This window comes from Novosphingobium terrae (assembly GCF_017163935.1).
GTDB classification, from domain to species: Bacteria; Pseudomonadota; Alphaproteobacteria; order Sphingomonadales; family Sphingomonadaceae; genus Novosphingobium; species Novosphingobium terrae.
The window spans coordinates 579655-604511 of sequence record NZ_JABVZR010000002.1; the positions used below are offsets into that span (position 1 = coordinate 579655).

At 64.0% G+C, this 24857-nt stretch carries 19 protein-coding genes and 1 pseudogene; 8 read left to right on the forward strand and 12 right to left on the reverse strand.

The annotated features are described in order from the left end of the window. Positions 1–284 precede the first annotated feature (284 nt). Genes HGK27_RS21090 through HGK27_RS21105 form a run of 4 tightly spaced genes read left to right on the forward strand, consistent with a single transcriptional unit; the run spans position 285 to position 7646 of the window. Positions 285–1385: an LLM class flavin-dependent oxidoreductase gene (locus HGK27_RS21090; RefSeq protein ID WP_206245467.1), complete on the forward strand. Its 1101-nt coding sequence runs from the start codon at positions 285–287 to the stop codon at positions 1383–1385. Beyond that, on the forward strand, positions 1382–1951 hold the full coding sequence (locus tag HGK27_RS21095; RefSeq protein ID WP_206244790.1) for an NADPH-dependent FMN reductase: 570 nt from the start codon (positions 1382–1384) through the stop codon (positions 1949–1951). The genes HGK27_RS21090 and HGK27_RS21095 overlap by 4 nt, the downstream gene beginning before the upstream one ends. After that, positions 1948–4272, forward strand: coding sequence for a beta-glucosidase (locus tag HGK27_RS21100; protein ID WP_206244791.1), 2325 nt, complete (start codon positions 1948–1950; stop codon positions 4270–4272). The genes HGK27_RS21095 and HGK27_RS21100 overlap by 4 nt, the downstream gene beginning before the upstream one ends. 17 nt (positions 4273–4289) lie before the next feature. Beyond that, positions 4290–7646, forward strand: coding sequence for a glycosyl hydrolase (locus HGK27_RS21105; RefSeq protein WP_206244792.1), 3357 nt, complete (start codon positions 4290–4292; stop codon positions 7644–7646). A gap of 42 nt (positions 7647–7688) precedes the next feature. Here HGK27_RS21105 and HGK27_RS21110 read toward each other — a convergent pair whose 3' ends face one another. The 7 genes from HGK27_RS21110 to HGK27_RS21140 form a co-directional block, all read right to left on the reverse strand. Beyond that, positions 7689–8645, reverse strand: a complete 957-nt coding sequence (locus HGK27_RS21110; RefSeq protein WP_206244793.1) for a fumarylacetoacetate hydrolase family protein — start codon at positions 8643–8645, stop codon at positions 7689–7691. Then, positions 8645–9430: a cyclase family protein gene (locus HGK27_RS21115; RefSeq protein ID WP_206244794.1), complete on the reverse strand. Its 786-nt coding sequence runs from the start codon at positions 9428–9430 to the stop codon at positions 8645–8647. Before HGK27_RS21115 ends, HGK27_RS21110 begins: the two co-directional genes overlap by 1 nt. Further along, positions 9427–10584, reverse strand: a complete 1158-nt coding sequence (locus HGK27_RS21120) for an alpha/beta hydrolase family protein (RefSeq protein ID WP_206244795.1) — start codon at positions 10582–10584, stop codon at positions 9427–9429. The genes HGK27_RS21115 and HGK27_RS21120 overlap by 4 nt, the downstream gene beginning before the upstream one ends. A gap of 3 nt (positions 10585–10587) precedes the next feature. Further along, entirely contained in the window at positions 10588–11490 is a 903-nt protein-coding gene (locus tag HGK27_RS21125; protein ID WP_206244796.1) for a VOC family protein, read from the reverse strand. Positions 11491–11508: 18 nt separating this feature from the next. Further along, the gene (locus HGK27_RS21130) at positions 11509–12624 is read right to left on the reverse strand and encodes an FAD-dependent oxidoreductase (protein WP_206244797.1); all 1116 of its coding nucleotides are present in this window, start codon (positions 12622–12624) and stop codon (positions 11509–11511) included. Positions 12625–12701: 77 nt separating this feature from the next. After that, positions 12702–13619: a LysR family transcriptional regulator gene (locus HGK27_RS21135; RefSeq protein ID WP_241127699.1), complete on the reverse strand. Its 918-nt coding sequence runs from the start codon at positions 13617–13619 to the stop codon at positions 12702–12704. Between the two features lie 108 nt (positions 13620–13727). After that, positions 13728–15974, reverse strand: coding sequence for a TonB-dependent receptor (locus HGK27_RS21140; protein WP_206244798.1), 2247 nt, complete (start codon positions 15972–15974; stop codon positions 13728–13730). 300 nt (positions 15975–16274) lie between these two features. Here HGK27_RS21140 and HGK27_RS21145 point away from each other — a divergent pair, with 300 nt between their 5' ends. From HGK27_RS21145 to HGK27_RS21160, 4 genes are read left to right on the forward strand one after another with little or no spacing between them, the layout of a single operon-like run. Next, complete coding sequence (locus HGK27_RS21145) at positions 16275–17537, forward strand: MFS transporter (protein ID WP_241127701.1); 1263 nt, start codon at positions 16275–16277, stop codon at positions 17535–17537. Between the two features lies 1 nt (position 17538). After that, positions 17539–18546 (forward strand): sugar phosphate isomerase/epimerase family protein, encoded by a 1008-nt coding sequence (locus tag HGK27_RS21150; protein WP_241127703.1) that lies wholly within the window; start codon positions 17539–17541, stop codon positions 18544–18546. Then, positions 18546–18932, forward strand: a complete 387-nt coding sequence (locus tag HGK27_RS21155; protein WP_206244799.1) for a C-glycoside deglycosidase beta subunit domain-containing protein — start codon at positions 18546–18548, stop codon at positions 18930–18932. Before HGK27_RS21150 ends, HGK27_RS21155 begins: the two co-directional genes overlap by 1 nt. Continuing rightward, entirely contained in the window at positions 18929–19369 is a 441-nt protein-coding gene (locus HGK27_RS21160) for a nuclear transport factor 2 family protein (RefSeq protein ID WP_241127705.1), read from the forward strand. The genes HGK27_RS21155 and HGK27_RS21160 overlap by 4 nt, the downstream gene beginning before the upstream one ends. Before the next feature lie 3 nt (positions 19370–19372). Here HGK27_RS21160 and HGK27_RS21165 read toward each other — a convergent pair whose 3' ends face one another. The 5 genes and pseudogenes from HGK27_RS21165 to HGK27_RS21180 all read right to left on the reverse strand — a co-directional run bounded on the left by HGK27_RS21165 (position 19373) and on the right by HGK27_RS21180 (position 24616). Continuing rightward, the gene (locus HGK27_RS21165; protein WP_241127707.1) at positions 19373–20317 is read right to left on the reverse strand and encodes a nucleoside hydrolase; all 945 of its coding nucleotides are present in this window, start codon (positions 20315–20317) and stop codon (positions 19373–19375) included. Next, a complete protein-coding gene (locus HGK27_RS21170) occupies positions 20314–21951 on the reverse strand; it encodes a family 43 glycosylhydrolase (protein WP_206244800.1) in 1638 nt (545 codons plus the stop codon). Before HGK27_RS21170 ends, HGK27_RS21165 begins: the two co-directional genes overlap by 4 nt. Before the next feature lie 105 nt (positions 21952–22056). Continuing rightward, positions 22057–22665 carry a hypothetical protein gene (locus HGK27_RS31445; protein ID WP_407674706.1) on the reverse strand — a complete coding sequence of 203 codons (609 nt, stop codon included), beginning with the start codon at positions 22663–22665 and terminating at the stop codon, positions 22057–22059. A gap of 201 nt (positions 22666–22866) precedes the next feature. Beyond that, a pseudogene (locus tag HGK27_RS31450) lies at positions 22867–23178 on the reverse strand (Rieske 2Fe-2S domain-containing protein); the annotation flags it as partial. A 106-nt stretch (positions 23179–23284) separates the two neighbouring features. After that, complete coding sequence (locus tag HGK27_RS21180) at positions 23285–24616, reverse strand: glycoside hydrolase family 1 protein (RefSeq protein ID WP_206244801.1); 1332 nt, start codon at positions 24614–24616, stop codon at positions 23285–23287. Between the last annotated feature and the right edge of the window lie 241 nt (positions 24617–24857).

Sequence of the window (24857 nt, forward strand, 5' to 3'; positions counted from 1 at the left end):
TCTCTCATGACCTCGCTCCACCTCGGACGCGTGCATCGCGGTGCCGATACCGCGGGCATCCCCGCCCCAATCCTGCAAAAACAGCGATAAAAACGGGGGTTGCGTGCCTCGATAAATTAGAATAGTAATTCTGATAATATGTCGTGGCCGCCACGAACAGCTTTTGGGGAGAGACACTGCAAGCGCCGCCGGCCCCGTCCGGCGCCCTGCCTCACTGCCCCCGCATGCCTGTCCGTGCACGCTCCGGCATCAGAGTTTCAAAGCTTCAACCCATGAGGACTACCATGCGCTTTTCGGTCTTTCTGAATGCCCGTTCGATGTCGCCGCAGGAGGATCGCGGGCTGATCCAGGACCTGACCGCCCATGCGACCAGCGCCGCAAATCAAGGCTTTGACGCGATTTTCATGCCTGATCACCACTTCAACGGCTATATGCCGGTGGCCTCGGACAGTTTCATGTTCGCCTCCTATCTGGCCGCAAAACTGCCGCAGATGCATTTCGGTTTCTCGGTGGTTTCGGTGCCGTTGCATCACCCGATCCGCTTTGTGGAGCGCATCAACATCCTCGACCAGCTGACCGACGGCAAGCTGCTGATCGGTGTGGGCAGCGGCACCACGCCTGAGGAAATGATCGGCTTTGGCGTCGATTACCGCGATGCGGGTGCCGTGTCTGACCGCAACCTCGAACTGGCCGAGCAGCTCTGGGCCAAGGGCATGGAAGACCCCGCGATCGACTTCGAGAACGGGCCGCACAAGGGCCGTGTGCTGCAGCGCATCGCACCTGCCGCCTATACACCGGGCCATGCCCGCCTGATGCCTGTCGCCATGAAAGAAGCAAGCAGCCGCCGCGCTGCAGCCAATGGCTGGCCCGCCTTCATTCCGGCCTTCACGCCCCCCAAGATCGGCGGCACCGAGCCCTTCACCCATGTGAAAAAGTGGTTCGACATCTACAAGGGCTTCCTGCTGGAAGCCGGCCACAGCGATGAGATTGTGCGCAACGCACTGGACTGGACGACGCACACCTATCAGGTCGTCCATATCGCCGAAACCGACGAACAGGCCCGCGAGGAGCTGGAAGTCATCCTGCGGAGCTATCAGGACGCCGTGGAGCGCGAGGCCGAATTCAACAATCGCGCCGAGGCCGACAGCGCCAACAAGAAGACCGACCGCACCCCCAATGCGCTGACCGACGACTGGATCGGCACCTGGTGCCTCTATGGCTCGCCCGAGACGGTGATCGAACACCTCAAGCCTTATCAGGAACTGGGCATCGGCAACATTCTGTGCGGCACCACCACCGGTCCGCTGACGCAGCAGCGCCTCGCCTATGGTGAACAGACGCTGCGCCTGCTGTCGCAGCATGTCATGCCGGCGTTCAAAAAGTGACGCGCCGGATTGTAGGTCTGGGCGGGACCTTCCGCCCCAACTCTTCCAGCGAGCGGCTGGTGCGCAGCGTTCTGACCGCCTGCGAGGCGCTGGGGGCGGAAACCCGGATGTTCGATGGGCCGGCCCTCGCCGCTCTGCCCCATTTCAACCCCGAAAGCCCGGAGCGCACGCCGGAACAGACCGCTCTGGTCAACGCCGTGCGTCAGGCCGATGCGCTGGTGATCGGCACGCCCGGCTACCATGGCGGCCTGTCGGGTCTGGTGAAAAACGCCATCGATCTGCTGGAAGACACGCGCACCGATGCCCGCGTCTATTGGGACGGCATGCCGGTGGGCCTGATCGTCTCGGCGGCGGGCTGGCAGGCGGGCGGCGTCACGCTGGGCGCACTGCGCGGCATTGTGCACGCCATGCGCGGCTGGCCGACGCCGGTCGGGCTCGCCATCAACTCCATCGAGCAGAAGCCCTTCGGCCCCGATGGCGCGCTGGTGGATGAGGGCATCGCCGCGCAAATCACCCTGATGGCCCGCCAGATCATGAGCTTCTCTCTGGAGCGTCTCCCCGCATGAACCTTCTTCTCGCCGATCAGGCCCGCCTCACCGCCGGAGCCAGCATGTGGACCACCGCCGCCGTGCCCGAAGCTGGCATTCCCTCCCTCACCCTCAGCGATGGCCCGATGGGCATCGCCAGCGGGCGGGTGGATGAGCGTGATGTCGCCTTGCTCTCCCCCTGCGCCACCTTGCTGGGCGCCAGCTTCGATGTCGATCTGGCGCGGCGCATCGGTTCGCTGGTCGGTGGGGAAGCGGTGGCGCGCGGCGTCGATATGGTGCTGGCGCCCAACGTCAATCTGGCGCGCAGCCCGTTGGCTGGCCGAGCTTTCGAATATTTCTCGGAAGACCCGCTGTTGGTCGGAACGTTGGGCGCGGCATGGGTGCAGGGGCTGCAAAGCACCGGCACCGGCGCCTGCCCCAAGCATATGGCCTGCAACGACAGCGAGACCGACCGCGACCATATGAACGCCGTTGTCGATGAACGCACCTTGCGCGAGGTCTATCTGCTGCCCTTCGAACTCTGCGCAGCGGCTGGCGCAGGGGCGATGCTGACGGCCTACAACCGCCTCAACGGCACCTATTGCGCCGAACAGAGCCATGTCACCACCATCGTCAAGCAGGAGTGGGGCTTCGACGGCCCGCTGATCAGCGACTGGTTCGGCACGCATGACACGCTGGGCAGCCTGAACGGCGGCCTCGATCTGGAGATGCCCGGCCCGGCGCGCTTTATGGGTGCCCATACGCTGGCCGCCGTAGAAAATGGCGATGCCAAGGCCGAACGCCTTGCCGATGCTGCGCAGCGTGTGGCCCATGCTGCACGCCGCTTTGGCGCGGAGAAAACCCCGCCCACGCTCGACACCGAAAAGGTGCTGATCGAAGCCGCCGCCGCTGGCATGGTGCTGCTGAAAAATGAAGGCGATCTGCTCCCCCTCGCCCCCGGCGGCAAGATCGCGCTGATCGGGCCGAATGCCGCCAATCCCTGCTATCAGGGCGGCACCTTTGCCAAGATCGCGCTCTCGCCCGAGGCCATTCGCCCGCTCGAAGCCCTGCGCCGGGCCTGTCCGGGGCTGGTCTATGAGCCCGGCGTCGATCCGCAGCCCCGCCTGCCTGCCATGCCCGTCAGCCCGATCTCTGGCGAGGCCGCGCGCGGCATGACGGTGGAATATTTCGCCGGTTCGGACATGAGCCAGCCGCCGATCAGCAGCGAAACGCGCGACACCAATTCGCTGGTGTGGTTCGTCGGCGTCCACGATCAGGGCGTGTTCGACGCCCCCGCCGCCATCCGCGCCAGCGGCTGGTTCACCCCCGAAACCACCGGCGAGCATCGCTTCTACGCAGGCGCCACCGGCATGGTGCGCCTCTGCGTCAATGGCGAAACGCTGATCGACAAGCGCGAGAAGATGGCCGCCCGCGACGTGATGGGCAGCCTGAAGCGCGGCGACGCCGAAAGCGCCACGCTGCATCTGGAAGCCGGGGCCAAGGCGCTGGTGGAAGTCGAATTCCACTATGACGGCGCCCGCGTCCACGGGTTGTGGTATGGCGTGCGCGGCCCCGACAGCGCTCAGGCCATGCTGGAACGCGCCGTGCAGGCCGCGCGCGAGGCCGACACCGTCATCCTGATGGTCGGCGAAACCTCGGACTCCAGCGTGGAAAGCAAGGACCGTCCCGACACGCGCCTGCCCGAAGACCAGATCCGCCTGATCGAGGCCGTCTGCGCCGCCAATCCGCGCACGGCGATCGTGGCCAATGTCGGCCATGCCTTCGATGTTACTTGGTCTGCGCAGGCCGATGCACTGCTGCTGGCATGGTATCCCGGCGAAGGCTTCGGCCCCGCTGTGGCCGATGTGCTGACCGGCACGCGAGAGCCGGGCGGCCGCCTGCCCGTCACGCTGGCGCGGCAGGACAGCGACTATCCCGCGCTCGACCTCACCCCGGACGCGGACGGCAATCTGCCCTACGCCGAAGGGACCGCCATCGGCTATCGCGGTCTGGCGGCCAAGGGGATCGACGCGCTCTACGCTTTTGGCGAGGGGCAAGGCCACACACGCTTCGCATGGCTCTCCGCAACGCCTGCCGAGGGTGGCGTCACCGTCCGCCTGCGCAATGAGGGCGACCGCCCCGGCAGCGAGGTGGTGCAACTCTACCGCCATGCGCCCGAACTGGCGCTGATCGGCTTTGCCAAAGCCCATCTGGCGCCGGGCGAAGAGGCCGACCTCTTTGTCCCCATCGAACCACGCATGCTGCGCATCTGGCAGGATGGCTGGCAACAGCTTGAGGGCGACATTCAGGTCTCGGTTGCCCGCAGCAGCCGCGATATCGCCTTTTCCATCACCCTCTGAAAGAAGCCCCCGCCCCCATGCCCGCCAAGCCCCGCCGCGCCCGCTATCGGCATCTGTCTCTGGCCGCGCTGGTGCTGGCGGGGGCTTTCCCGCCTGCTCTCCATGCCCAGCAGGCCTCCGCGCCGGATTGGGAAGAGGTCTTCCGCCATCCTCCCGCTGCCGCACGTCCGCATGTGTGGTGGCACTGGATGAACGGCAATGTCGATGCCGAGGGTGCGCGGCGCGATCTGGCCTGGATGGCCAGCGTGGGCATCGCCGAGGCGCATATCTTCGAAGGCGGCATGGGCACGCCCAAAGTGGTGCCCGAAAGGCGCCCTTTTATGTCCCCGGGCTGGCAGGAGGCGCTGAGAGCCAGCACTGACACAGCCGCTCGTCTGGGCATGACGCTGGGCCTTGCCACCTCACCGGGCTGGAGCGCCACCGGCGGGCCCTGGGTCGCCCCGGCAGACGCGATGAAAAAGCTGGTGTGGAGCCAGACCGAAATCGCCGGGGGCCAGCGCTTCCATGCGGCTTTGCCGCAACCTCCTGCGGTGGCGGGGCCTTATCAGGATGTGCCGCTCTCCCTGCTGCGCCCGGATGAGCATGACGGGCCGCAGTTCTATCGCGACAGTCGCGTGCTGGCCCTGCCGGTGACTGGCGAGGCCTTGCCCAAACCCCGCATCACGGTTTCAGGAGACGTCAGGCTGGACGCGCAGGCCCTGAGCAATGGCCGCTTCGCCGATGGCCAAAACCTGCCGCTGGTGGATGGCGCCGCCTGGGTCGCCTACAGCTTCGACACCCCGCAAACCTTGCGCGGCGCGCGCATCGGCCTGCCCGCCCCCAGCGGCTTCGGCATGCCCAATCCGCCGTTGGCCCGGCTTGAGATCAGCGATGATGGGCAAAACTGGCGCAAGCTGGCCGATCTGCCGCCCACGCCCGCCCCGGCGCTGGCCATGCCGATACGCAGTGCCAGCTTCGCGCCCGTCACCACGCGCCACATCCGCCTGCTGTTGACGCCTGACCCGGCCCCCGCCTTTACCGATCAGTTCACCTTTGCCCCCGGCGCGGTGAAACCGCCCTTCGCCGGACCGCCGCCCAAGGCTTTCCAGCTTTCGGAATTCACGCTTTCCGCCGAACCGCTGGTCAGCCGCGCGGCGGAAAAGGCCGGTTTCTCCACGCTGGACAATTACTACGCCGCCGCCGATGGCCCGGCGCAGGGTGTCGATCCGGCCCGGGTGCTCGACATCTCCACCCATATGGCGCCGGACGGTACGCTGGACTGGACACCCCCGCCGGGCCGCTGGCGCGTGCTGCGTCTGGGCTTTTCGCTGACCGGCCATCAGAACGGCCCCGCTCCCGAGGAAGCCACCGGGCTGGAGGTGGACAAGCTCTCCGCCCCGCGCGTTTCGGCCTATCTCGATCATGATCTGGGGCTTTATCGCGCAACATTGGGCGCGAAGGCCTTTGGTCCGGGCGGGCTCACCTCGCTGCTGAGCGACAGCATCGAGGCCGGGCCCCAAAACTGGACCCAAACGCTGCCTGACGAGTTCGCGCGCCGTCGCGGCTATGATCCCACGCCCTGGCTGCCCGCGCTGACCGGGCAGATCGTGGGCGATGCCAAGCGCACCGATGCCTTCCTCTACGACTGGCGCCAGACCATCGCCGAGCTTTATGCCGATGCCCATTACGGCACCATCGCCAGGGTGGCCAGGGCCAACCAGCTGACCTATTCCGCCGAGGCGCTGGAAGATCACCGCCCGCAACTGGGTGACGATATGGCCATGCGCGCCCGCGCCGATGTGCCGATGGGGGCGATGTGGACGGTCGACAGCGGCGCGAAACCTTCGCCGACCTATGTGGCGGATCTGAAGGGCGCGGCCTCGGTGGCCCATCTCTATGGCAAGCCGGTGGTGGCGGCGGAATCCATGTCGGCCTTCGGGCGGCCATGGGGTTTTGCGCCGGTGGATCTGAAGCCCACGGTCGATCTGGAATTCGCGCTGGGCGTCAACCGCATCCATATCCATGAAAGCGCCCATCAACCACTGGCCGATCAGGCGCCGGGGCTGGCGCTGGCCACCTTCCTCGGCCAGTATTTCAACCGCAACGAGACATGGGCGCCGCTAGCCGATGGCTGGATCAGCTATCTTTCGCGGTCCAGCGCGCTGCTGCAGCAGGGGCATCACAGCGCCGATATCGCCTATTTCCATGGCGAGGAAGCGCCGCTCACCAGCCTCTATGGCGACCGTCCGCTGAGCGATGTGCCCAAAGGCTATGACTATGATTTCGTCAATGCCGAGGCCCTGGCGACGCGGCTTTCCGTCAAAGATGGCCGGCTGGTCACGCCCGATGGGCAAAGCTATCGCTTGATGATGCTGGGCGGCGACAGCGCGCATATGACCCTGCCGACCCTGCGCCATCTGCGCGATCTGCTGGCGGCGGGAGCCACGGTGGTGGGCCAGCCTTCGCAGGGATCGCCAAGCCTCGCCGATGATCCGGCGCAGGTCAGCGCCTTGATCGGCCAATTGTGGGGCGATGGGCAGCATGGGCCGGTGGCGCATCTGTATGCCGATCTGCCCGCGGCGCTGGCGGCTCTGGATGTGGCGCCAGATTGGCGTTGGGATGCTGCAGGCGGGTTGGCCGTGCTGCATCGCAAGGATGCAGCGGGCGATCTCTGGTTTGTCAGCAACCGTTCGGGCAAGACGATTTCCGGCACGCTGGATGTGCGCGTCACTGGCCGCCAGCCCGAGCTGTGGCATGCCGATACGGGGCGCATCGAGCCCGCCAGCTACAGCATGGCGCAAGGGCGCACGCGCATCCCGCTGACGCTGCCGCGCGATGAGGCGGTCTTTGTGGTCTTCCGCAAACCGACTGCCGTTGCCGCGCTGACTCTGCCCACTCCCTCACCCCGGCGTATCGCGCGGATGATGGACGGCTGGCAGCGCAGCTTTCAGGCCGGGCGTGGCGCTCCGCAGGGCACGCAGCCCGCCGCTCTGGGTGACTGGAGCAAGGAGGCCGATCCGGGCATCCGCTATTTCTCGGGCCTTGCAACCTACAGCCGCGATCTCGCTCTCCCCAAGGGCTGGCGTGCGCCGCAGCGCCGGGTGGAGATCGATCTGGGCGAGGTCAGGGATGTGGCCGATGTGGCGATCAATGGCCAGCGTGCGGGTGTGGCGTGGAAGCCGCCCTATCGTGTCGATGTCACGGGCCTGCTGCATCCCGGCGTGAACCGCGTGACGGTGCGCGTCGCCAATCTGTGGGTCAACCGGCTGATCGGCGACCAGCAAAAAGGTGCGACCAAGATCGCCTTCGTCACCGGACCGACCTATCAGGCCGATGCTCCCTTGCGGCCATCGGGGCTGCTGGGCCCGGTCACTGTGATCGCCACGGGACGCTAAAAAGGGGGCTCTCCAGCGAGAGCCCCCTTTTCCATAGCGGCGTTAAGCGGAGACCACCTGCTGGCCGATCGCGCCAAACGGCGATCCGCCCGGGGCCAGGGCCTGCATTTCAACCCTGTCGCCATAGTGCAGATAGGGCGTGGCGGGGGCACCGCTGGCGATCATCTCGATAGCGCGGCGCTCCGAGAGGCAGCAGGAACCCAGCGTAGCATAATCCGCATTGGACACCGTGCCCGAGCCGATCACCGTGCCCGCCACCAGATCGCGACTGCGCGCGGCATGGGCGATCAACTCATGGAAGCCGAAGGCCATCTCGCGCCCATGGGGGTGACCGAACCACTGGCCGTTCAGCGTCACTTCCAGCGGCAGATGGACGCGACCATCGGCCCATGCCTCGCCCAGAGCATCGGGCGTGACGGCAAAGGGCGCCACCGAGCAGGCGGGCTTGGCCTGCACCCAGCCGAAGCCGGTCTTCATCTCGATGGGGGCGATGGCGCGCAGCGACCAGTCGTTGATCAGCACCACCAGCTTGATGTGTTGGAGCGCCTGATCCGCCGTGGTGCCCATCGGCACGGCATCGACGATCACGCCGAATTCGCCCTCGAAATCGATGCCGTCGGCCTCGCTGGGCAAAGGCACATCGGCATGGCCGGGCAGGAAGCGGTCTGACAGGCCTTGATACATCAGGGGGCGGTCGGTTTCGATGGGCGGCAGGTTGAAGGCCTTCTGCATCAGCTCGCCATGCTGCGGGAAGGCCGAACCATCCAGCCACTGCCATGAGCGCGGCAGAGGCGCCAGCAGGCGGCTGTGATCCAGCCTGCCGCCCGCGCCCTGTTCCACCAGAGCCGAAATGCGGCGCAGCATGGGCTCCGCAGCATTCCAGTCCTCGATGGCAGCAAGCAAGGTGAGGCCCGGTGCGCCCAGATAGCTTTCGCCATCGCGCGAGACCACCACCAGCTCACCATCCGCCTTGCCATTGTTCAGCGTGGCAAGGCGCATCAGTCCTTGTCCTCGATGATGGCGACGGCGCGCGTCCAGCCCGCCGAGGCACCCTTGATCTTGTGCGGAAAGCAGGAGACCGTGAAGCCGTGCGAGGGCAGCGCCTCAAGGTTGTGCAGCTTTTCAAGGTGACAATAGCCGATGTCGCGCCCGGCCTTATGGCCTTCCCAGATCAGGCTGGTGTCGCCGGTTTCCTTTACCTTTTCCGCCGTATAGCTGAAAGGTGCGTCCCAGCTCCAGGCGTCGGTGCCGGTCACCTTGACCCCGCGCGAGGTGAGGTAGATCGTCGCCTCATAGCCCATGCCGCAGCCGACATTGACGAAATCGGGGCGCCCCAGCGCCTCGCCCGCCGCCGTGTTGACCAGCACGATATCGAGCGGCTGAAGTTCGTGCCCGATACGCTTCAACTCATCCTCGACATCCTGCGCGGTGACGACATAGCCATCGGGGAAATGGCGGAAATCCAGCTTCACACCATTCTGGAAGCACCATTCCAGCGGCACCTCATCGATGGTGATCGCGCGCTTCCCGCCGTCCATCGTGGGGTGGAAGTGGTAGGGCGCATCGAGATGCGTGCCATTATGCGTGGTCAGCTTCACCCATTCGGCGGCAGCGAAACCGGCGCCGTCGGGCGTGTCCTTCTGCTCCACGCCGGGGAAGAAATGGCCCAGTTCGGCCACCGTCTCGCTGTGGGTCTGATAGGTGATCTCGGGGCGCATGAAGGGCGGGTCGGACACCACCTCGTTGCAGAGGGTGATCGACAGGTCGATAAAACGGCGGGTCATGCCACGTTTCCTCCCAGAGTTTCGGCAAACCAGTCGGCGATGTATTCGCGGCCATAGGCCATGTTGTCGGCACCGACATGCTCAACGCCGCCTTCGCGTGCGGTGAAGATCTTCAACTCGCGGCGGGGCGAATTGACCAGCTGGTCATAGCAATCATGGGCGTAATCGACGCTGATCTGGCGGTCCTGAGCGCCATGGGTGACGAGGAACGGCACCTTCACGCCATCCATATGGCCGTTGAGGTTCATGCCCTCGGCCCTGGCGAGGAAATCGTCCATATCGCTGGCGCCGAAGGCCCAGAAGACATGCGCCCAGTAATGCGGCACGGGATTTTCGCCCTCGCGCTTCATGCGCTTGTGCTGCACTTCCAGCCAGTTGTGGTTGGCGCCCCAGCAGGCGCCGCTGGCAAAGCGCGGCTCATAGGCGACAGCGCGCGGCGCGAAATGACCGCCCAGCGAGATGCCGGTCATGCCGATGCGCTTGGGATCGACCTCGGGGCGGGCCTCCAGCCAATCGACGGCCTTGCTGGCCCAATGTTCGCTGTGCGGATCGACGGGCAGGCCTTGCAAGCGCAGGGTCTCGCCGCTGCCGGGCTGATCGACGCAGAGGGTGGAAATGCCGCGCCGCGCCAAAGCCTCGGGCAGGCGCGACCAGTAGAGCAGCTCCTTACAGCTATCGAGGCCGTTGCAATAGACCACCACCGGATGCGGGCCTTCGCCTTCTGCCTTGGTGTAGAGCGCGGGCATGAAACCTTCGCCCAGCGGGATTTCCACCCGCTCACGGTTGATCTTGCCCAGCTTCGTGGACTTCTCAAAGGTGGCCAGCGCCTTGGCGTAAGTTTCCTGACGCCCCGGATGCCCATGGCCCTGCATGCGCTCGGCGGTGATGAGATACAGCGCCGCACGCTCCAGCTTGTTGCTGGCGCTGATCAGGCGGCCCTTGGCCTCGTCTTCAGCGGCCAGTTCGACAAGCTTATCGCCCATCGCGGCCCATTGTTTCATGAAGGCGGGGGTTCCGGCATCCGCGCCACCGGCCGCCGCATCCTTGATGGGCTGGCACATATCGATGATCTCACCGATCTGCGCGCCCGATTCCATCGCGATCGAAACCGACAGGTTCCAGATATAGTTCGGGAAATATTCGAACAGAGCCACGGTTCAGGCCTCCACCGGCTGGAACAGGCCCTTGTCGGGGTGCGGATGCGGCATGGTCTGCGGGCCGCCCACGCCGATGCCCCACTGGTCCATCACCTTCGGGCCAGGGATATGCACCTTGGCCTCATACGTCTCGAAATCGACGTGATCGAGGTCGGCGGTGTATTCCACGGCGAAGCCGGCAGGCGTGGTGAAATAGCTGAAGGTGTTGTTGCCCGCCGTATGGCGCCCCGGCCCCCAGCGCAGATCGGTTCCCGCCTGCTTGAGCCGGTTGATGCCGACCATCATGTCATCCACGCTCACCATATCATAGGCGACATGGTTGAGGCACGGCGGCCCGGGCAGGATGGCGAAGCGGTGATGCGCATCGTTGCAGCGCAGGAAACACATGAAATCGCCCAGCCAATCGGAGACCTTGAAGCCCAGCACATCGCAGAACCACGCCACCAGCGCCTGATGGTTGGGCGAGTGCAGCACGATATGGCTGATCTTCTGGGGAATGCCTTCCCAATGGGCGATCTCGCGGGGTTCGCGCTTGGCCACACCTGCCGAGATTTCAAAGGGCAGACCATCGGGGCTGAAGAAACGGAAGCCATAGCCGCCGCCCAGCGTGTTCAGATCGCGCGGGGCAAAGATGATGCGCGCGCCGGTGGCCGCGACCTTCTCATGCAGCGCATCGACATCGGCGTTGGTATCGGCGGCCAGAGCGATCACATCGATACGGGTGTCGTCATTCTGGCGCAGGCGGACGACATGGTGTTCGACGCCACCCTCGGCGGCGAAATGGACCATGCCGTCCTGCTCCCCCACTTCGACCAGCTTCCACTGGTCGTTGTAGAAGGCGCGCTCGGCGGCCAGATCGGGCACGCCATAGCCGACATAGCGGATTTCAGTCACTCTGCTCATGATGGTTTTCCTTGAAAATCAGATAGCTTGGGCGACGACGTCGAACATCGCATGGGTCGCCTTGGCGTTGTCGACCGGAGGCCCCTTGCCGATCTGCCCGTGGCAGATGGCCAGACTTTCGCGCACGATATAGGCGCAGCGCTCGAAGCGGCGGGCGCGATAGGCGGTGAAGGCGTCCTCGGGCGTTTCGGCGCGGCTGAGTTCGTCGGCCAGCACGATGCTGTCCTCGATGGCCATGCCCGCGCCCTGCCCCAGATGCGGCGTGGTGGCATGCACGGCATCGCCCAGCAGCACGACGCGCCCCTTGTGCCACGGCCCCTCCAGCAGCAGCGCTTCGAGCGGGCGATAGACCACGCCGTCATCATCGGTGATCTGCTCGGCCAGCGCCTGAATGGCGGGCGCGGTGTTGCCCAGCTTGCCGCGCATGGTGGCCGCCAGACCCTCGCGCGGGTAGCGCGGATTGCCCGGTTCAGGCGTGGTGGCGTACATATACATCAGCGTTTCGGAGACAGGCACCAGACCCACGCCGGTCGGACCGTTGTAGACCTGCAGCACATCGAGATCGGCGGGGCGCGGGAAGTTGTAGCGCCACACGGCCTGTCCGGTGAATTCGGGGTCGGCGCTGTCAGGGAAGATCGCCTTGCGGGTCTGGGAATAAACGCCATCCGCACCGATCACCAGATCGTAGCGGGCTTCGCTGCCATCGGAGAACAGCACATCCACACCCGCGCCATCATCGGCCAGCGTATCGGCGGTAAGGCCTAGACGCACCTGCGCCCCGCTGGCCTTGGTGCGATCGCCCAGCACCTTGTGCAGCGCCGGGCGCCCGATGCCGACATTGGCGGGTTTGCCGGGCACCAGAGGCGGCGTCGGCACGCGGGCGATCCTGGCGCCATTGGGCAGGAAAATCTCCACCGCATCGAAGCCAATGCCCGCCGAAAGGTAATCGTCGAGCAGGCCCAGCTGGTCCATCGCCCGCACCACATTGGACTGCTGGATGATCCCCACGCCATAGACCGACCATGTGGGATCGCGCTCGATCACGGTGACAGTGTGCCCATGCGTGCGCAGGGCAATGGCTGCCGTCAGGCCGCCAATGCCGCCGCCCACCACCAGTATGTTCAGCGCTTTCAACCCATCTCTCCGCTTGATTATGCGTTGAGAGAATATCAGCCCATATCAATATATAAACTTTATTGTTTGGATCATCGTCAATCCAAAATATTGATCAAAGAAGCATCGCGCAGCTTGGTCTTCATCCAGCTGAGCCCTTCATCCTGCGCCCGCGTGTGATGATATTGCACATGCTCCTCCATCACCGGGAAGGCGAAGGGCAAAGGCTGGAGGCGGATGGGGAAAAGACGCGCGGCGACTCGCGCCAGACGCTCATGCATCACCGCGATACGCGGCGTGTTGATCAGCAGCCAGGGCACTGTGGCGAAGGAGGCCGCCTCCACCTCCACCCGCCGCAGCTTGCCCAGCAGCGCCAGATGGCGGTCGGCAAAAGAGGCATTCACCCGCCCGCCAATCGCCACCGAAACATGGCCCGCCTCCATAAAGGCCTTTTCGGTGAGCGGCCCGTCCAGCAACGCATTGCCCATCCAGCCGACCACCACATGGCGCTCCTCGAACAGCAGTTCGGCGGGGTTGTCGGGCGCGAGCCATTCCCGGGGATTGATCGCCAGATCCACCTTGCCGTCATCCAGCAGATGGCCCGTGTTCTCATCAGGATAGCTGAGCTTGAGATGGATGCCGGGCGCCTCGATCGCCAGCCTTTCCTGCATCGGGGCAATCACCGCCGCGACCAGATAGTCCGAAGCCACGATGCGGAAGCTGCGCTGCGATGTCGCCGGATCGAAAGAGGCCGAAGTCGCGAGCAGCGCCTCGATCCCGCCAAGGCATTGGCGTACCTGAGGCAGCAGGCTTTCGGCAAAGGCGGTGGGATACATCCGCTTGCCATGCGAGACGAGCAGCGGATCGCCGAAATAGTCACGCAAGCGGGCCAGAGCCGCGCTCATGGCGGGCTGGCTCAGGTTCATGTGGCGTGCCGTGGCCGAAACCGAGCGGCTTTGCATCAGCCCATCAAAGACGGCGAGCAGGTTAAGATCGAGACCACGGAAGCGCATCATCCATCCATAGGATGAATGAACGCCGCGATCATCAGAAGAAATGCGTGATGGATTGAAAAAAGGGGCAAGGCCTGTGCCCTGCCCCTTCCTGCAATCAGCCTTGTGCGATCAGAACTTGCCCGACACCCGCACGCCGAAGGTGCGGGGCGGCTGGAATTCATAGGCATTGATCGGATTGGGCGTGGTGGTGAAAGTCTCCGCCGCGCTGGCCAGCACCGTCTTGTTGGTGAGGTTGCGCACGAAAGCCGCGATCTCCAGCCCCTTGAGCGCGGGCTTCAGGGTCAGCGTGGCGTTCAGCGTGTTGAACTGGCCCTGACGCGTATCGGGATCGTTGAAGGCCGAGAAATAATAGCTCGACGAATGCTTCAGCTCGATGCGCGGGGTCAGCGTGGCATGGCCCATCGCCAGCGCATATTCCAGACCGGCGGTCAGCACGAAATCAGGCGCGTTGGGCAGGCTGCGGCCCTGCAGATTGACCGAGGTGCTGTCGTCACCCTTCACGATCACCGAATTGCTGGTGAAGCGCGCATGCAGCAGCGTGGAGTTGACATCCAGACGCACGCCGCCCGCCGAAGCGATCAGCTGCGCCTCACCACCATAGATCTCCGCCGCACCGACATTGAACACGCCCGAGGCGCCGCCCGAAATCACCGAAGTGCTCTGCGAGGCCTGATAGCCATTGTAGGTCTGGTAGAAGGCATCGGCATTGACCATCAGATGGCCATCGAGGAACTTGTTCTTGGTGCCGACTTCCCAGGCTTTCAGCGTTTCCGGGCCATAATTGACCGAAGGCGCCGAACCATTGGAGTTGAAGCCGCCCGATTTGAAGCCGGTGTCGAACTTGGCATAGACCATCGAACGCGGCCCCGGCGTCCAGTCGACACCGGCATGGAAGGTCGGCTTGCTCTCGCTGACATTGCCGTTGCCCGGCGTGGTCAGCGTGGGCTGGGTGCCCGCGCAGCCCACCACGCTGTAGAGGAAGGCCGGAATGCCCGCGATATCGCAGCGCAGATAGGCGTTGCCGGTGCGCTCTTTCTTGTCCCAGGTGTAACGCATGCCCGCCGAGAAATGCAGCGTCTCGGTGGGGCGCCAGCCGAACTGGCCGAAGACACCATTCGACGTGGTCTTGGTATCATAAAGGAAGTGAATCAGATAGTTGTTGGCATAGGCACCGCTGGTCTCATAGAGGCCGCTGTCCAGATTGCCATTGTGTTCACTGAAGTGGAAATAGCCCACCTGCGCCGTCAGCTTGCCATTCTGAGGCGTGGCCAGACGGACTTCATGGTTCCAGGTGCTGGGGTTTTCACCCTGACGGAACTGCACGGGGTTGCCAGCCATCGCGCCGGTGGAATCGATCGAGGTGGCATCAAGCGCGTGGCGCCACTTCTGATGATCGTAACCGCCGGCATAGAACAAGGTGAGGTTGGCAGGCAGTTCATAGCTGAACTCCCAACGAATACGGTCACCCACCAGCTTGTTGAAGGTGGTGACGTAATTGGGGAAATGCACCACCTGCTGGCCGGTGTAGGCCTGTCCGAAGGGCAGCTTCATCGCCACGTCGCCGGTGGTGTCAACATCGTCATGCTGATACTGGATCAGACCATTGAAACCCTGGAACGGCTGGAAGGCCAGCGTGGCGCGGCCCGACTTGGTGTTGTCATCATCGCCGCGCCCGCCGATGCCATCGAGGTTGCGATAGCCCTCATGATAGCTCTGGAAGCCCGAGAGGCGCAGCTGCACCGTATCGGCCAGCGGAATGTCCACGCCAACCTCGGTCTTGATGGCATTGTAGCTGCCGGCTTCCACCGAAATATCAGCGCCATAGGTCTTGCCCGGCTTGCGGGTGATCACCTGCACCAGACCGCCGGTGGAGTTGCGCCCGAACAGCGTGCCCTGCGGGCCCTTCAGCACCTCGACACGCTCCAGATCATACATGGAGGTGCCGATCGAGAAGGAGCGGTTGGTGAAGAAATTATCGCGCGAGATCGGCACCGAGGGGTCGCCCGTCTCGGTCACATCGGTCGAGGCAATGCCGCGAATGGCCACGTAAGAGGCGCCGCCATTGGTCGAAACGTTGATGCTGGGATCGACAGTGGCCAGCGCCAGCACATTGGTCACGCCCTTGGCCGCCAGATCGCCGCCCGAATAGGCGTTCAGAGCAATCGGCGTCTTTTGCGCGCTGCTCTCGCTGCGGTTGGCGGTGACGACGATTTCCTTGATGCTGTCATCGCTCTTGCCGTCACCATGCGCGGATGCGGCCTGATCCTCGGCGGGCGCAGGGGCGGCCCATGCCGCCACCGGCAGAGCCAGAGCCGAGGTGCCGAGCAGAAACGCCGCCGTCATACGGTAAGCCATTGCATTCTCCCTAAGCCGATGCTGCGATTCGTCCATGGCAGCTATTCGGAATCAAAATGTGTATTCTGATTTATCCTTCCGGCGGGCGATGTCAATCGGCTTGATTTTGATCTGCGTCATTGCAGACCCCTCTGTCACTTTCCGGCCACGGGGCGCCATGCTGCGCAACATAAAGTGGCACAAGACCAACTCCCCATCGAAAGGCCCCTGCTTCAAGGCTTGACAAATCAGCGCGAAGCCGCCCATTTCAGAACCATTGTTCTAAATAACGCGGTCCACCGCGAATCGGGAGAGCTTCCGTTGTCCAAAACGGTGTCCGAAACCGCCATCCCGGGCCAGACGGCCCCCCACATGGCTTCTACGCATGACGCTGCCCACCCCCGGCAGCCCGGCCCTGCTCAGGGCTTGACCGTGGTGGTCGCGGGCTTTTTGCCCATCGTCGCCATCGTTTCGATGTTCCCGGCGGTGCCCGCCATCATCGACCATTTCATCAAGGCCGACCCGCAAGCCATGACCAAGGTGCCTGCCATGGTTTCGGCCCCGGGCCTGACCATCGCGATCATCGCCCTGTTCATGGGTCTGCTGGTCGATCGCTTCGGGCGGCGTCGCCTGCTGCTGATCTCCACCGCCGCTTACGGCGTGGTGGGCATGGCACCCTTTTTCCTTGAGAACCTTGATGCGGTCTATGTCTCGCGCCTGGCGCTGGGTGTGACCGAGGCGGCGATCCTCACCACGCTCAACACGCTCATCGGCGACTATTGGGATGAAAAGGGCCGCCGCAACTGGTTGACGCTTCAGGGGCTGGCCGGGCCGTTCCTTGGCAGCTTCTCGATCCTGCTTTCCGGTTACCTCACCGCCATTCAGTGGAACTCGATCTTCCTGATCTATGCGCTTGGTTTCCCGGTGTTTCTGGCCGCACTCGCCTTCCTCTACGAGCCCGCTTCGGACATCACCGTGCGCCGCATGCTGGGCATCGGCGAAAGCACGCAGGACTTTCCCTGGAAGAGTGTCGCGCTGTTCGGCGGCGTCACGCTGGTTGGCTCGGCGCTGTATTATGTGTTCATCATCAACGGCGGTCTGGTCTGGCGCGAAATCGGCTACACCGATTCCGCCACCATCGGCCGGCTGACCACCATTCCCAGCCTCTTCGTCATGCTGGGCGCGGCGATCTTCTGGCTCACCGGGCGCTGGGGCGCACGGGCTCAGCTCACCTGCTTCTTCGGCCTGCTGGGCGCGGGGCTGCTGCTGATCGGCCACGCGCATGACTGGCGCGGCATGGTGCTGGGCATGGCCCTGCAGCAGACGGGCGCTGGCATGGCCGTGCCCACGCTGATCGCCTGGGCCCAGACCTATCTGCCTTTCCAGCATCGCGGACGCGGCATGGGCCTGTGGACCGCCTGCTTCTTCTTCGGCCAGTTCTCCTCGCCGCTGCTGGTCAGCCTGATCCGCAGCAATGTCGGCACCATGCATGGCGCCTTCGTGGTGGCGGGAATCTTCGGCCTGATCTTCACCGCCATCGTGCCCTTCCTCGTGCGGCGCGCGGCCCCTGTTTCGGGACTTTGACATGACCTCCAAGATCAAAAGAGGCGTCAGCCTCTACAGCTTTCAGGAAGAGATGTTCCTCGGCAAGATGACCCTCGACGATGTGGTGGGTTTCGCCGCCAGCATCGGCGCCCCGGGCATTGAAATCCTGCCCGAGCAGAACATGCCCACCTTCCCCAACATCACCGATCAGCAGATCGGCGAATGGCAGGACCGGCTGGCGCGCCACGGCGCTCACTTCACCTGCTATGACATGTTCCTCGACACCAAGCTCCGCAAGGGCGAGGTGATGAGCGATGAGGAGCAGGTTGCAAGCATCGTGCGCGATCTGAAGCTGTGCAACCGGCTCGGCATCAAGAATATGCGTATCCTGATCTTTGTGCGCCCGGATATCCTCGAACAATGCGTGCCTTACGCCGAGCAATATGACGTCCATATGGGCGTCGAAGTTCATGCCCCCTGGTATCTGGACCATGCCTGGATTCTGCGCACCATCGAGGTGGCAGACCGCCTGAAGACGAAGCATCTGGGCATCCTGCCGGATATGGGCATCTTCATGAAGCACTATCCCCCCGCTTTCCGGGGCCGCTTCGAGCGTCAGGGCGCCCGGCCTGAAGTCGCGCAATTCATCGTGGACAGCCATGAACAGAAGATCATGTGCGAATACACGATCTATGAAGTCGCGGTGAAGATGGGCGGCAACAAGGCCGAAGTGGCCATGGCCGAAACCTTGCGCCATGCGCCTTTCGCCAACCCGAAGCGCATCGCCGATTTCGCCCCCTACTTCCGCCATATTCAGGCAAAATTCTACGAAATGACGCCCGACTGCACCGATCCTTCGATCGCCTATGACGAGGTGATCCCGCAGCTGGTGAAAGCCGGTTGGGAAGGCACTTTGTCCTCCGAATATGAGGGCAACCGCTGGATTCAGGATGTGGAGGATGTCGACAGCCGCGAGCAGGTCCGCCGCCAGCATGTGATGTTCGAAAAGCTGATCGCCAAAGCCGAAGCTGAAGTGGAGCCCGCCTGATGTTCGACAAATTCCTGATCGACGCGACTTCGCTGCGCAACATCGGGCCTGATGAGGCCCCCACCGGCTTCGCCTTCGAGGCCAAGCTGGGCTATTATCGCGGCCTTGGCCTCTCCATGATCGAGGAACTCAACGTCTCGATCGACGGCGAGGCTGTGGCGCGCGAAGCCGTCACCTTCGATGAAGGCGAAGGCCCCATCACGCTCGACGCGATGGAAACCGCGTATGATCGCCGCTGGCCCTTCGGCACCCCTGCGACCATCGCGGTGGCTCACCCCGGCGGCTTTCCAGAAGGCGAACACAGGCTGGGATTCCAGCAGAAGCTGCGCATCTCTTACCTGCCCTTCCCTTCGTTCAACAATGACGAGAAGGTGGTCAGCCTGTGAAGGTTTGGCCAGCTCTGGCGCTGGGGGTGGCGGTCATCGCCGCCCCGGCCTCGGCCAAAGCGGCGCATCCGGACAATCGCGCGATCATCAAGCACTTCGCCCGCCTGTTCTACACCGAGCGCAAGGTGAAGCAGGCCTTCGAAACCTATGTTGCACCCAACTACGTGCAGCACAACCCAGGCATCGCCGATGGCCGCGATGCTGCGGTGGCGGCTTTGGCGGATATGTTCGCCGATCCGGCCAAGCACTTCACCATCGAGCAGGTGCTGGTCGATGGTGATATGGCGGTGATCCATGTGCATGCCATTCCCACGCCCGGATCACACGGGGCATCGGTCTTCGATATGTATCGCATGAAGGACGGCAAAATCGTCGAACATTGGGATGCGATCCAGCTTGTGCCTGAAAAGGCTGCCAACTCGCACCCGATGTTCTGAACGTCAGCCCTGCTGGTGCAATGCCAGCAGGGCGAAGAAATCCTCGAAGGTCAGCCGCGCATCCAGCGTCTCGAAGACGCGGATGTTGCGCCCAGCGATCTCCTCGCCATAACGCCCATCGGGCAGGATGCGGCGAGCAAGGCGCTCCACAGACAGGCTGCTTTCCTGCGAAATCGCCGTCAGCAGCACTGTCGGACTGTCCCCCAGCGGCCAGCTTCCGCCCACATCGATAAACGCAGGCGGATGGGTGAACTGCGCATAGAGCCAGCGCCCGAATGGCGAGGCCCCGGCCATCCGCACCCGCAACTCAGCATTGGACATCTGCATCAGGCGATAGGCATTCTGAGGGATCTGCCACAAAGGGATGGCGGACTGCTCGATCACCTGCCGCGCCGAAGCCAGATCGCAGTTGAGATTATACTCCCAACCGCCCTCCGGATAGCGCCCGCCGCCGATCCACACCAAAGTCGCGCGCTTGGCGATACGCGGTTCCAGACGCAAGGCAGCGGCGATGTTGGTCAGCGGGCCGCCACAGGTGATGTAAAGCGGCAAGGGATCATCGCGCATCGCCTCGGCCACAATGGCATGAGCCGCGCGGGTGATCTGGGCCGGGCCATCGCCGAAGCTTTCGGCGCCCGCCTCTACCGGCACGGCTGCGATGCCACCCTGCCGCATCAGCTCCAGCGCCAGCTTCGCTCCCGCCGCCGCGCCCGCAATACCACCCGACATCTTCGGGTCCAGCGCCGAGCTGGTGGCCAGCACCACGCGCGTCTTGGGCGTCAGCAATTGATGGGCCAGCGCCACCAGACCATCAGGATCGCCCGCGAAATCATTGTCGATGATCACCCGCGCCGATGCGCGCTGCGGAATGGTGGCATCAGCCCAAACCCGTCCCGGCAAGGCCAGCAGAGCAGCGCCACCCAACGTCATACGCCGTGACAGCATCATGCCTCACCCTCCGCCAGAGCGCGGAACCGATAGGTCGAAAAGCGCACCTTGCCCTTGCCGCTGGCATAAAGCGCGGGGCGCAACGAGGCCAGATCGTCCACCGTATTGGCCTGATAGCCCGAAACCTCACTGCGGATACCATGCCGCGTCCACGCCTTGCCATCGAGGCTGTAGAAGAACGTCACAATGTTGCGATCATTGACGATTTTCAGATGCAGGCGGGGCGTAGCAGGCGCCGGTTCCTGCCAGAAGCTGCGATGACCGCCGCGCCATGTGGTCATGTACTGGCCATCGATGCCAAGGCCCAGAAACAGCCGGTCATCATAGAACAGCAGCAAGCCGCCCTCCGCGCCATCGAGGGGCTCGACCACCACACTGATCTCATAGGCATGGTCACCCACGGTTTGCGTCAGCGGGGAGCAATCGGCGGGGCTCGATCCCTTCGCGGCCAATTCCAGCACGCCACCGCCGACATGGGCGCGGGCAATCTCCCCCGGCGCGGCACCGTAAAAACTCCAGCGCGTGCCGAAATCCGGGGCGGTAAAATCATCCGAGCGCAGGAAGCCAGACGGCCCGCCCGGCTTCCCCGTGGGCATCGGCAACGCCATCGACAGATCGCCACCCAGGGCACGCGGCCAGCCATCCTCGCCCCATGCCATGGGCTCCAGCAGAGTCTGGCGGCCCAGCGTGCGATAGCCATTCTCATAGCCATGATAGACCATCGACCACTTGCCACCCGGCCCTTCCACCATCGTGGCATGGCCGCGCGACCACCACGCCTCCTTCTCGCTGCGTGTGCGAACGATGGGGTTATGCGGGCGGTTCTCCCAAGGCCCCAGCACCGATTTCGAGCGCGCCACAATCACCATATGGCTTGTCGCTGGGCCGGATGTACCGCCCACTGCCGAGACCAGATAGAACCACGCCCCGCGCCGGAACAGCTTTGGCCCCTCCAGCGAATAGCCCTCGGTCACCCAGTCATCGGGGTAGTGCCAGCCATCATAAGCCTTTTCGACCGGGCCATCGGTGGAAAGGCCATCCGCGCTCAGCCGCACGCGGTTGATGCCGGAGAGGAAGAGGTAGCGATGCCCGTCCTCGCCCACCACATGGCCGGGGTCGATCAGCCCGCCGATCTTCATATCGATAGGCTCGCTCCACGGGCCCGCCATGCTGTCGGCGTGGATGACATAGATGTTGGCGAAACTGGCCAGCCCCTGCGACCACGGCGCCTTCATGAAAGGGATGTAGATGTAATAACGCCCATTATGCTTGGCGATATCGACGGCGAAGACCGTGCCCAAAGGCCTGGGCAGCGCCGGTCCAATCGGCTGCCAGTTCACCAGATCGCGCGAGTGCCAGATGATCAGCCCCGGCGCCGCGTCGAAGCTGGAATGAGTCATGTAGTAATCGTCGCCATCCTTCAGCACGGATGGGTCGGCATAGTCGCCCGGCATGATCGGGTTGCGATACCAGCCATTGCCGAGGTCAGCGCGACGCTCGCCCTCCGGGCCGGTGCCCCAATGCGGCGCGGATTTCACGGCGGGTTTGGCGGTTGCGGCCTGCGCCATGGGAGGCAGCGCCGCGGCGCAAGTGCCCGAGACCAGAGTGGCTAAAGCGCGGCGGCGGCTTGGCATGATCGTCTCCCGAATTTTATAGAACCATCATTCTAGATAGATCATGCCACAGCGCAAGCCGCATCATCGCTTTTGCCTCGGCGATGATACGGCTTGTGATCGTGATCAGCCCTCGGCTTCCTCCCGCCGCAGCTTCATCAGGCGTCGACGCACACGCACGGCGGCGGCATCGATGTTCAGCACCACGGGTTTCAGGTCCCAGAAAGCCTCGCCTTCCGCCGCCTCGCCGATGGTCTGCTGGATGCCGGCGAGGATGGGCAGATCCTCCATTTCGAAGACCTGCCGCGTCATCACCTCGGCCTCTTCGCCGGGTTGGCGGGTGTAGAAATAATGGGTGGATGTTGCGCTTTCGGGCGTGAGGATATGCGGGTTGATAAAAGGCGGCACGGGAGCCGCAGCGCGCTCGGCGCCAGCCAGCGTAAAGCCCACCTCCAGCAGCATCGAGGCCGGGGCATGCCAGCGCATATCCAGCCACTCATCCATCCGCGCGTCCTCTGCCACACCGTTCAGCCACACCGGGCGGGGGGTGTTGTGGAAGGCCCAACGCGACCAGATCGCGCCGGTCTTATCCTCCTGAGCGCGATGGGTGCCATTCAGGAATTTGCCCTCCATGCGGAAGCTCTCCTCATGGATGAATTCGGTGTGGGAGAGGTCCATCAGATTGTCGGTGATGATCTCGTAATGGGCCGGGAACAGCATATGGCCGTGGACCATCGGGTGTTCGACCTCGATGGCCGAGAAATCGGGGATCAGCGCCGGATCGGGCTTATCGGCATCGCCCGCCCAGAACCAGATCGCGCGATGGCGAGCCACCACAGGCGGCGCCTCCACGCGGGCATGCGGCGGGATCAGCTCCGAAAAGGGGTTGTGCAGACAGGCGCCACCCGCGCCGAACTCCAGACCATGGTAAGGACAGGCAATGCTGTCCCCCTTGCGCTTGCCTTGGCTGAGCGTGGCAAACCGATGCGGGCAGCGGTTGTGCAGCATGGCATAGCTGCCGTCCTGCTGACGATAGAGCAGCCAGTCCTTGCCGAGCAGGCGGCGTGCCAGCAACGCCTCGCCCGCGATTTCCTCTTCCCAAGCCGCCATATACCAGATGTTGCGCAGATAGCTCATCAGACCGTCCTCGAATGTGTCGTGGCGGCGGTGATGCGCAAAAGGTGCGGCGAGCGCGCTGCATCCCCCTTGCGCGTCCGCTCCACGGATCGCCAATGGGGCCTGCAGCATGACGCCGCAGCATTGCGGCGCCTTCCCAAGCCGGATCTCCGGCTACCAGGCATGCCTGTTGTGACACAGGCGTGCCCGGATTAGAGGATCACGAGGGGCCGGTCAATCACGAGGCAAGCGCATTGGCCTTGGCAATCGCGCCCAGCACGGCGGCGGAGGGCTTGGGCGTGCGGGCGAAGGTCTTGCGGTCCAGCGTGTGCAGGCCGAATTGTGGCTTGTAGCCGAAGACCCATTCGAAATTGTCGATCAAAGACCAGTGCATATAGCCCAGCACCGGCACGCCATCATCCATGGCGCGCTTCAGTTCGGCCAGCGCCGAAGGAATGAGGCGCACACGCTTGGTGTCATCGGCAGAGTTCAGCCCGTGCTCGGTGACAATCACCGGCACGCCGCTGACCTCATGCGCATAGCGCACCGCGCCCGCCAGCGAGGGTGGATAGATTTCGGAACCCGCATCGTTCAGCTCCGCTCCCTTGGGCGCAGGCAGACGGCCCGTATCGGTCCAGATCGAGCGTTCGTAATTCTGCACGCCGACGAAATCATTGCCGCGCGCCGCTTCCAGCCAGGGGCGGTAGAGCTTGGCGCGCATGGCATCGCGCAGGCTGTTCTTGCCCGCCGCCTGATCGTCGATGATCGCAAGGCTGACGCCGACTGGCAGATCGGGGCGCACCGATTTGATCGCTTCGCGCCCGGCCTTATGGCCCGCCAGCAGTCCGGCCTGCACCACCTGCGGGTCCGCGACATAAAGCGGATTGCCCGGCAGGAAACGCGCCACGCCATGTTCGCGCGCGGCGGCCTCCTGCATCTGACGGTCGGCATCGAGCAGGCGCTTGCCGATGTCACCGGGCAGCACGATGTCGAGCAGACCGCTCAGATTGGGTTCGTTGAGCGTGGTGGTATAGCCGATCTCGGAGGCCAGATGCCGCGCAGCATGCTCGCAATAACGCGCAAAGAGCGAGGGCGCCTCGGGGTTGGACCAGCCGCCTTGTGCCGCAAACCACACCGGCGTGGAGAAATGGTTGAACGTCACCACCGGCGTTAGCCCGCGCTCCCGGCAACCTGCGATCATCGCCTTGTAATGCTCCAGCATGGCGATGGAAAACTCGCCCTTGGCCGGTTCGATCCGCGCCCATTCCAGGCTGAAGCGATAGCTGTTCAGCCCCATGGTCTTCACCAGATCAAGGTCCGTGCGCCACAGCATGAAACTGTTCGCCGCATCGCCCGAAGGCTCGGCATAGACGGTGGGATGGGCATGCTCCATCGCCCAGACGCAGCTGTTGGTGTTGTTGCCCTCCACCTGATGCGCGGCGGTGGCGGCGCCCCAGAGGAAGCCTTTCGGGAAATTCGGGCTGGCGGGTCTGGCGGCAGCCCTTGCGGGCGCGGTCATGGCGGCGATGCCTGTCGCGGTGGCGGCCAGCAGGGTGCGGCGATCGATCAAGAAAAGTCTCCCACGAATCTCGCCTCTCATGGGCGCAGCATTTTCTAGAATATTGATTCTGATATAGGAAGGGAAATATGACCGAAGGTAGGAGGCTTTCTGAGAGCACTCTCATCAGGATCCCAAGATTTTCTCATGCCCTCAGGCCTAATCTGCCAGCATCAGGACATCCCGCCGCAGCGGGAGGCGGGGGATAGCGATGAACAGGCACAGATCGATCTTGGAAACCCATCCGGCAGCA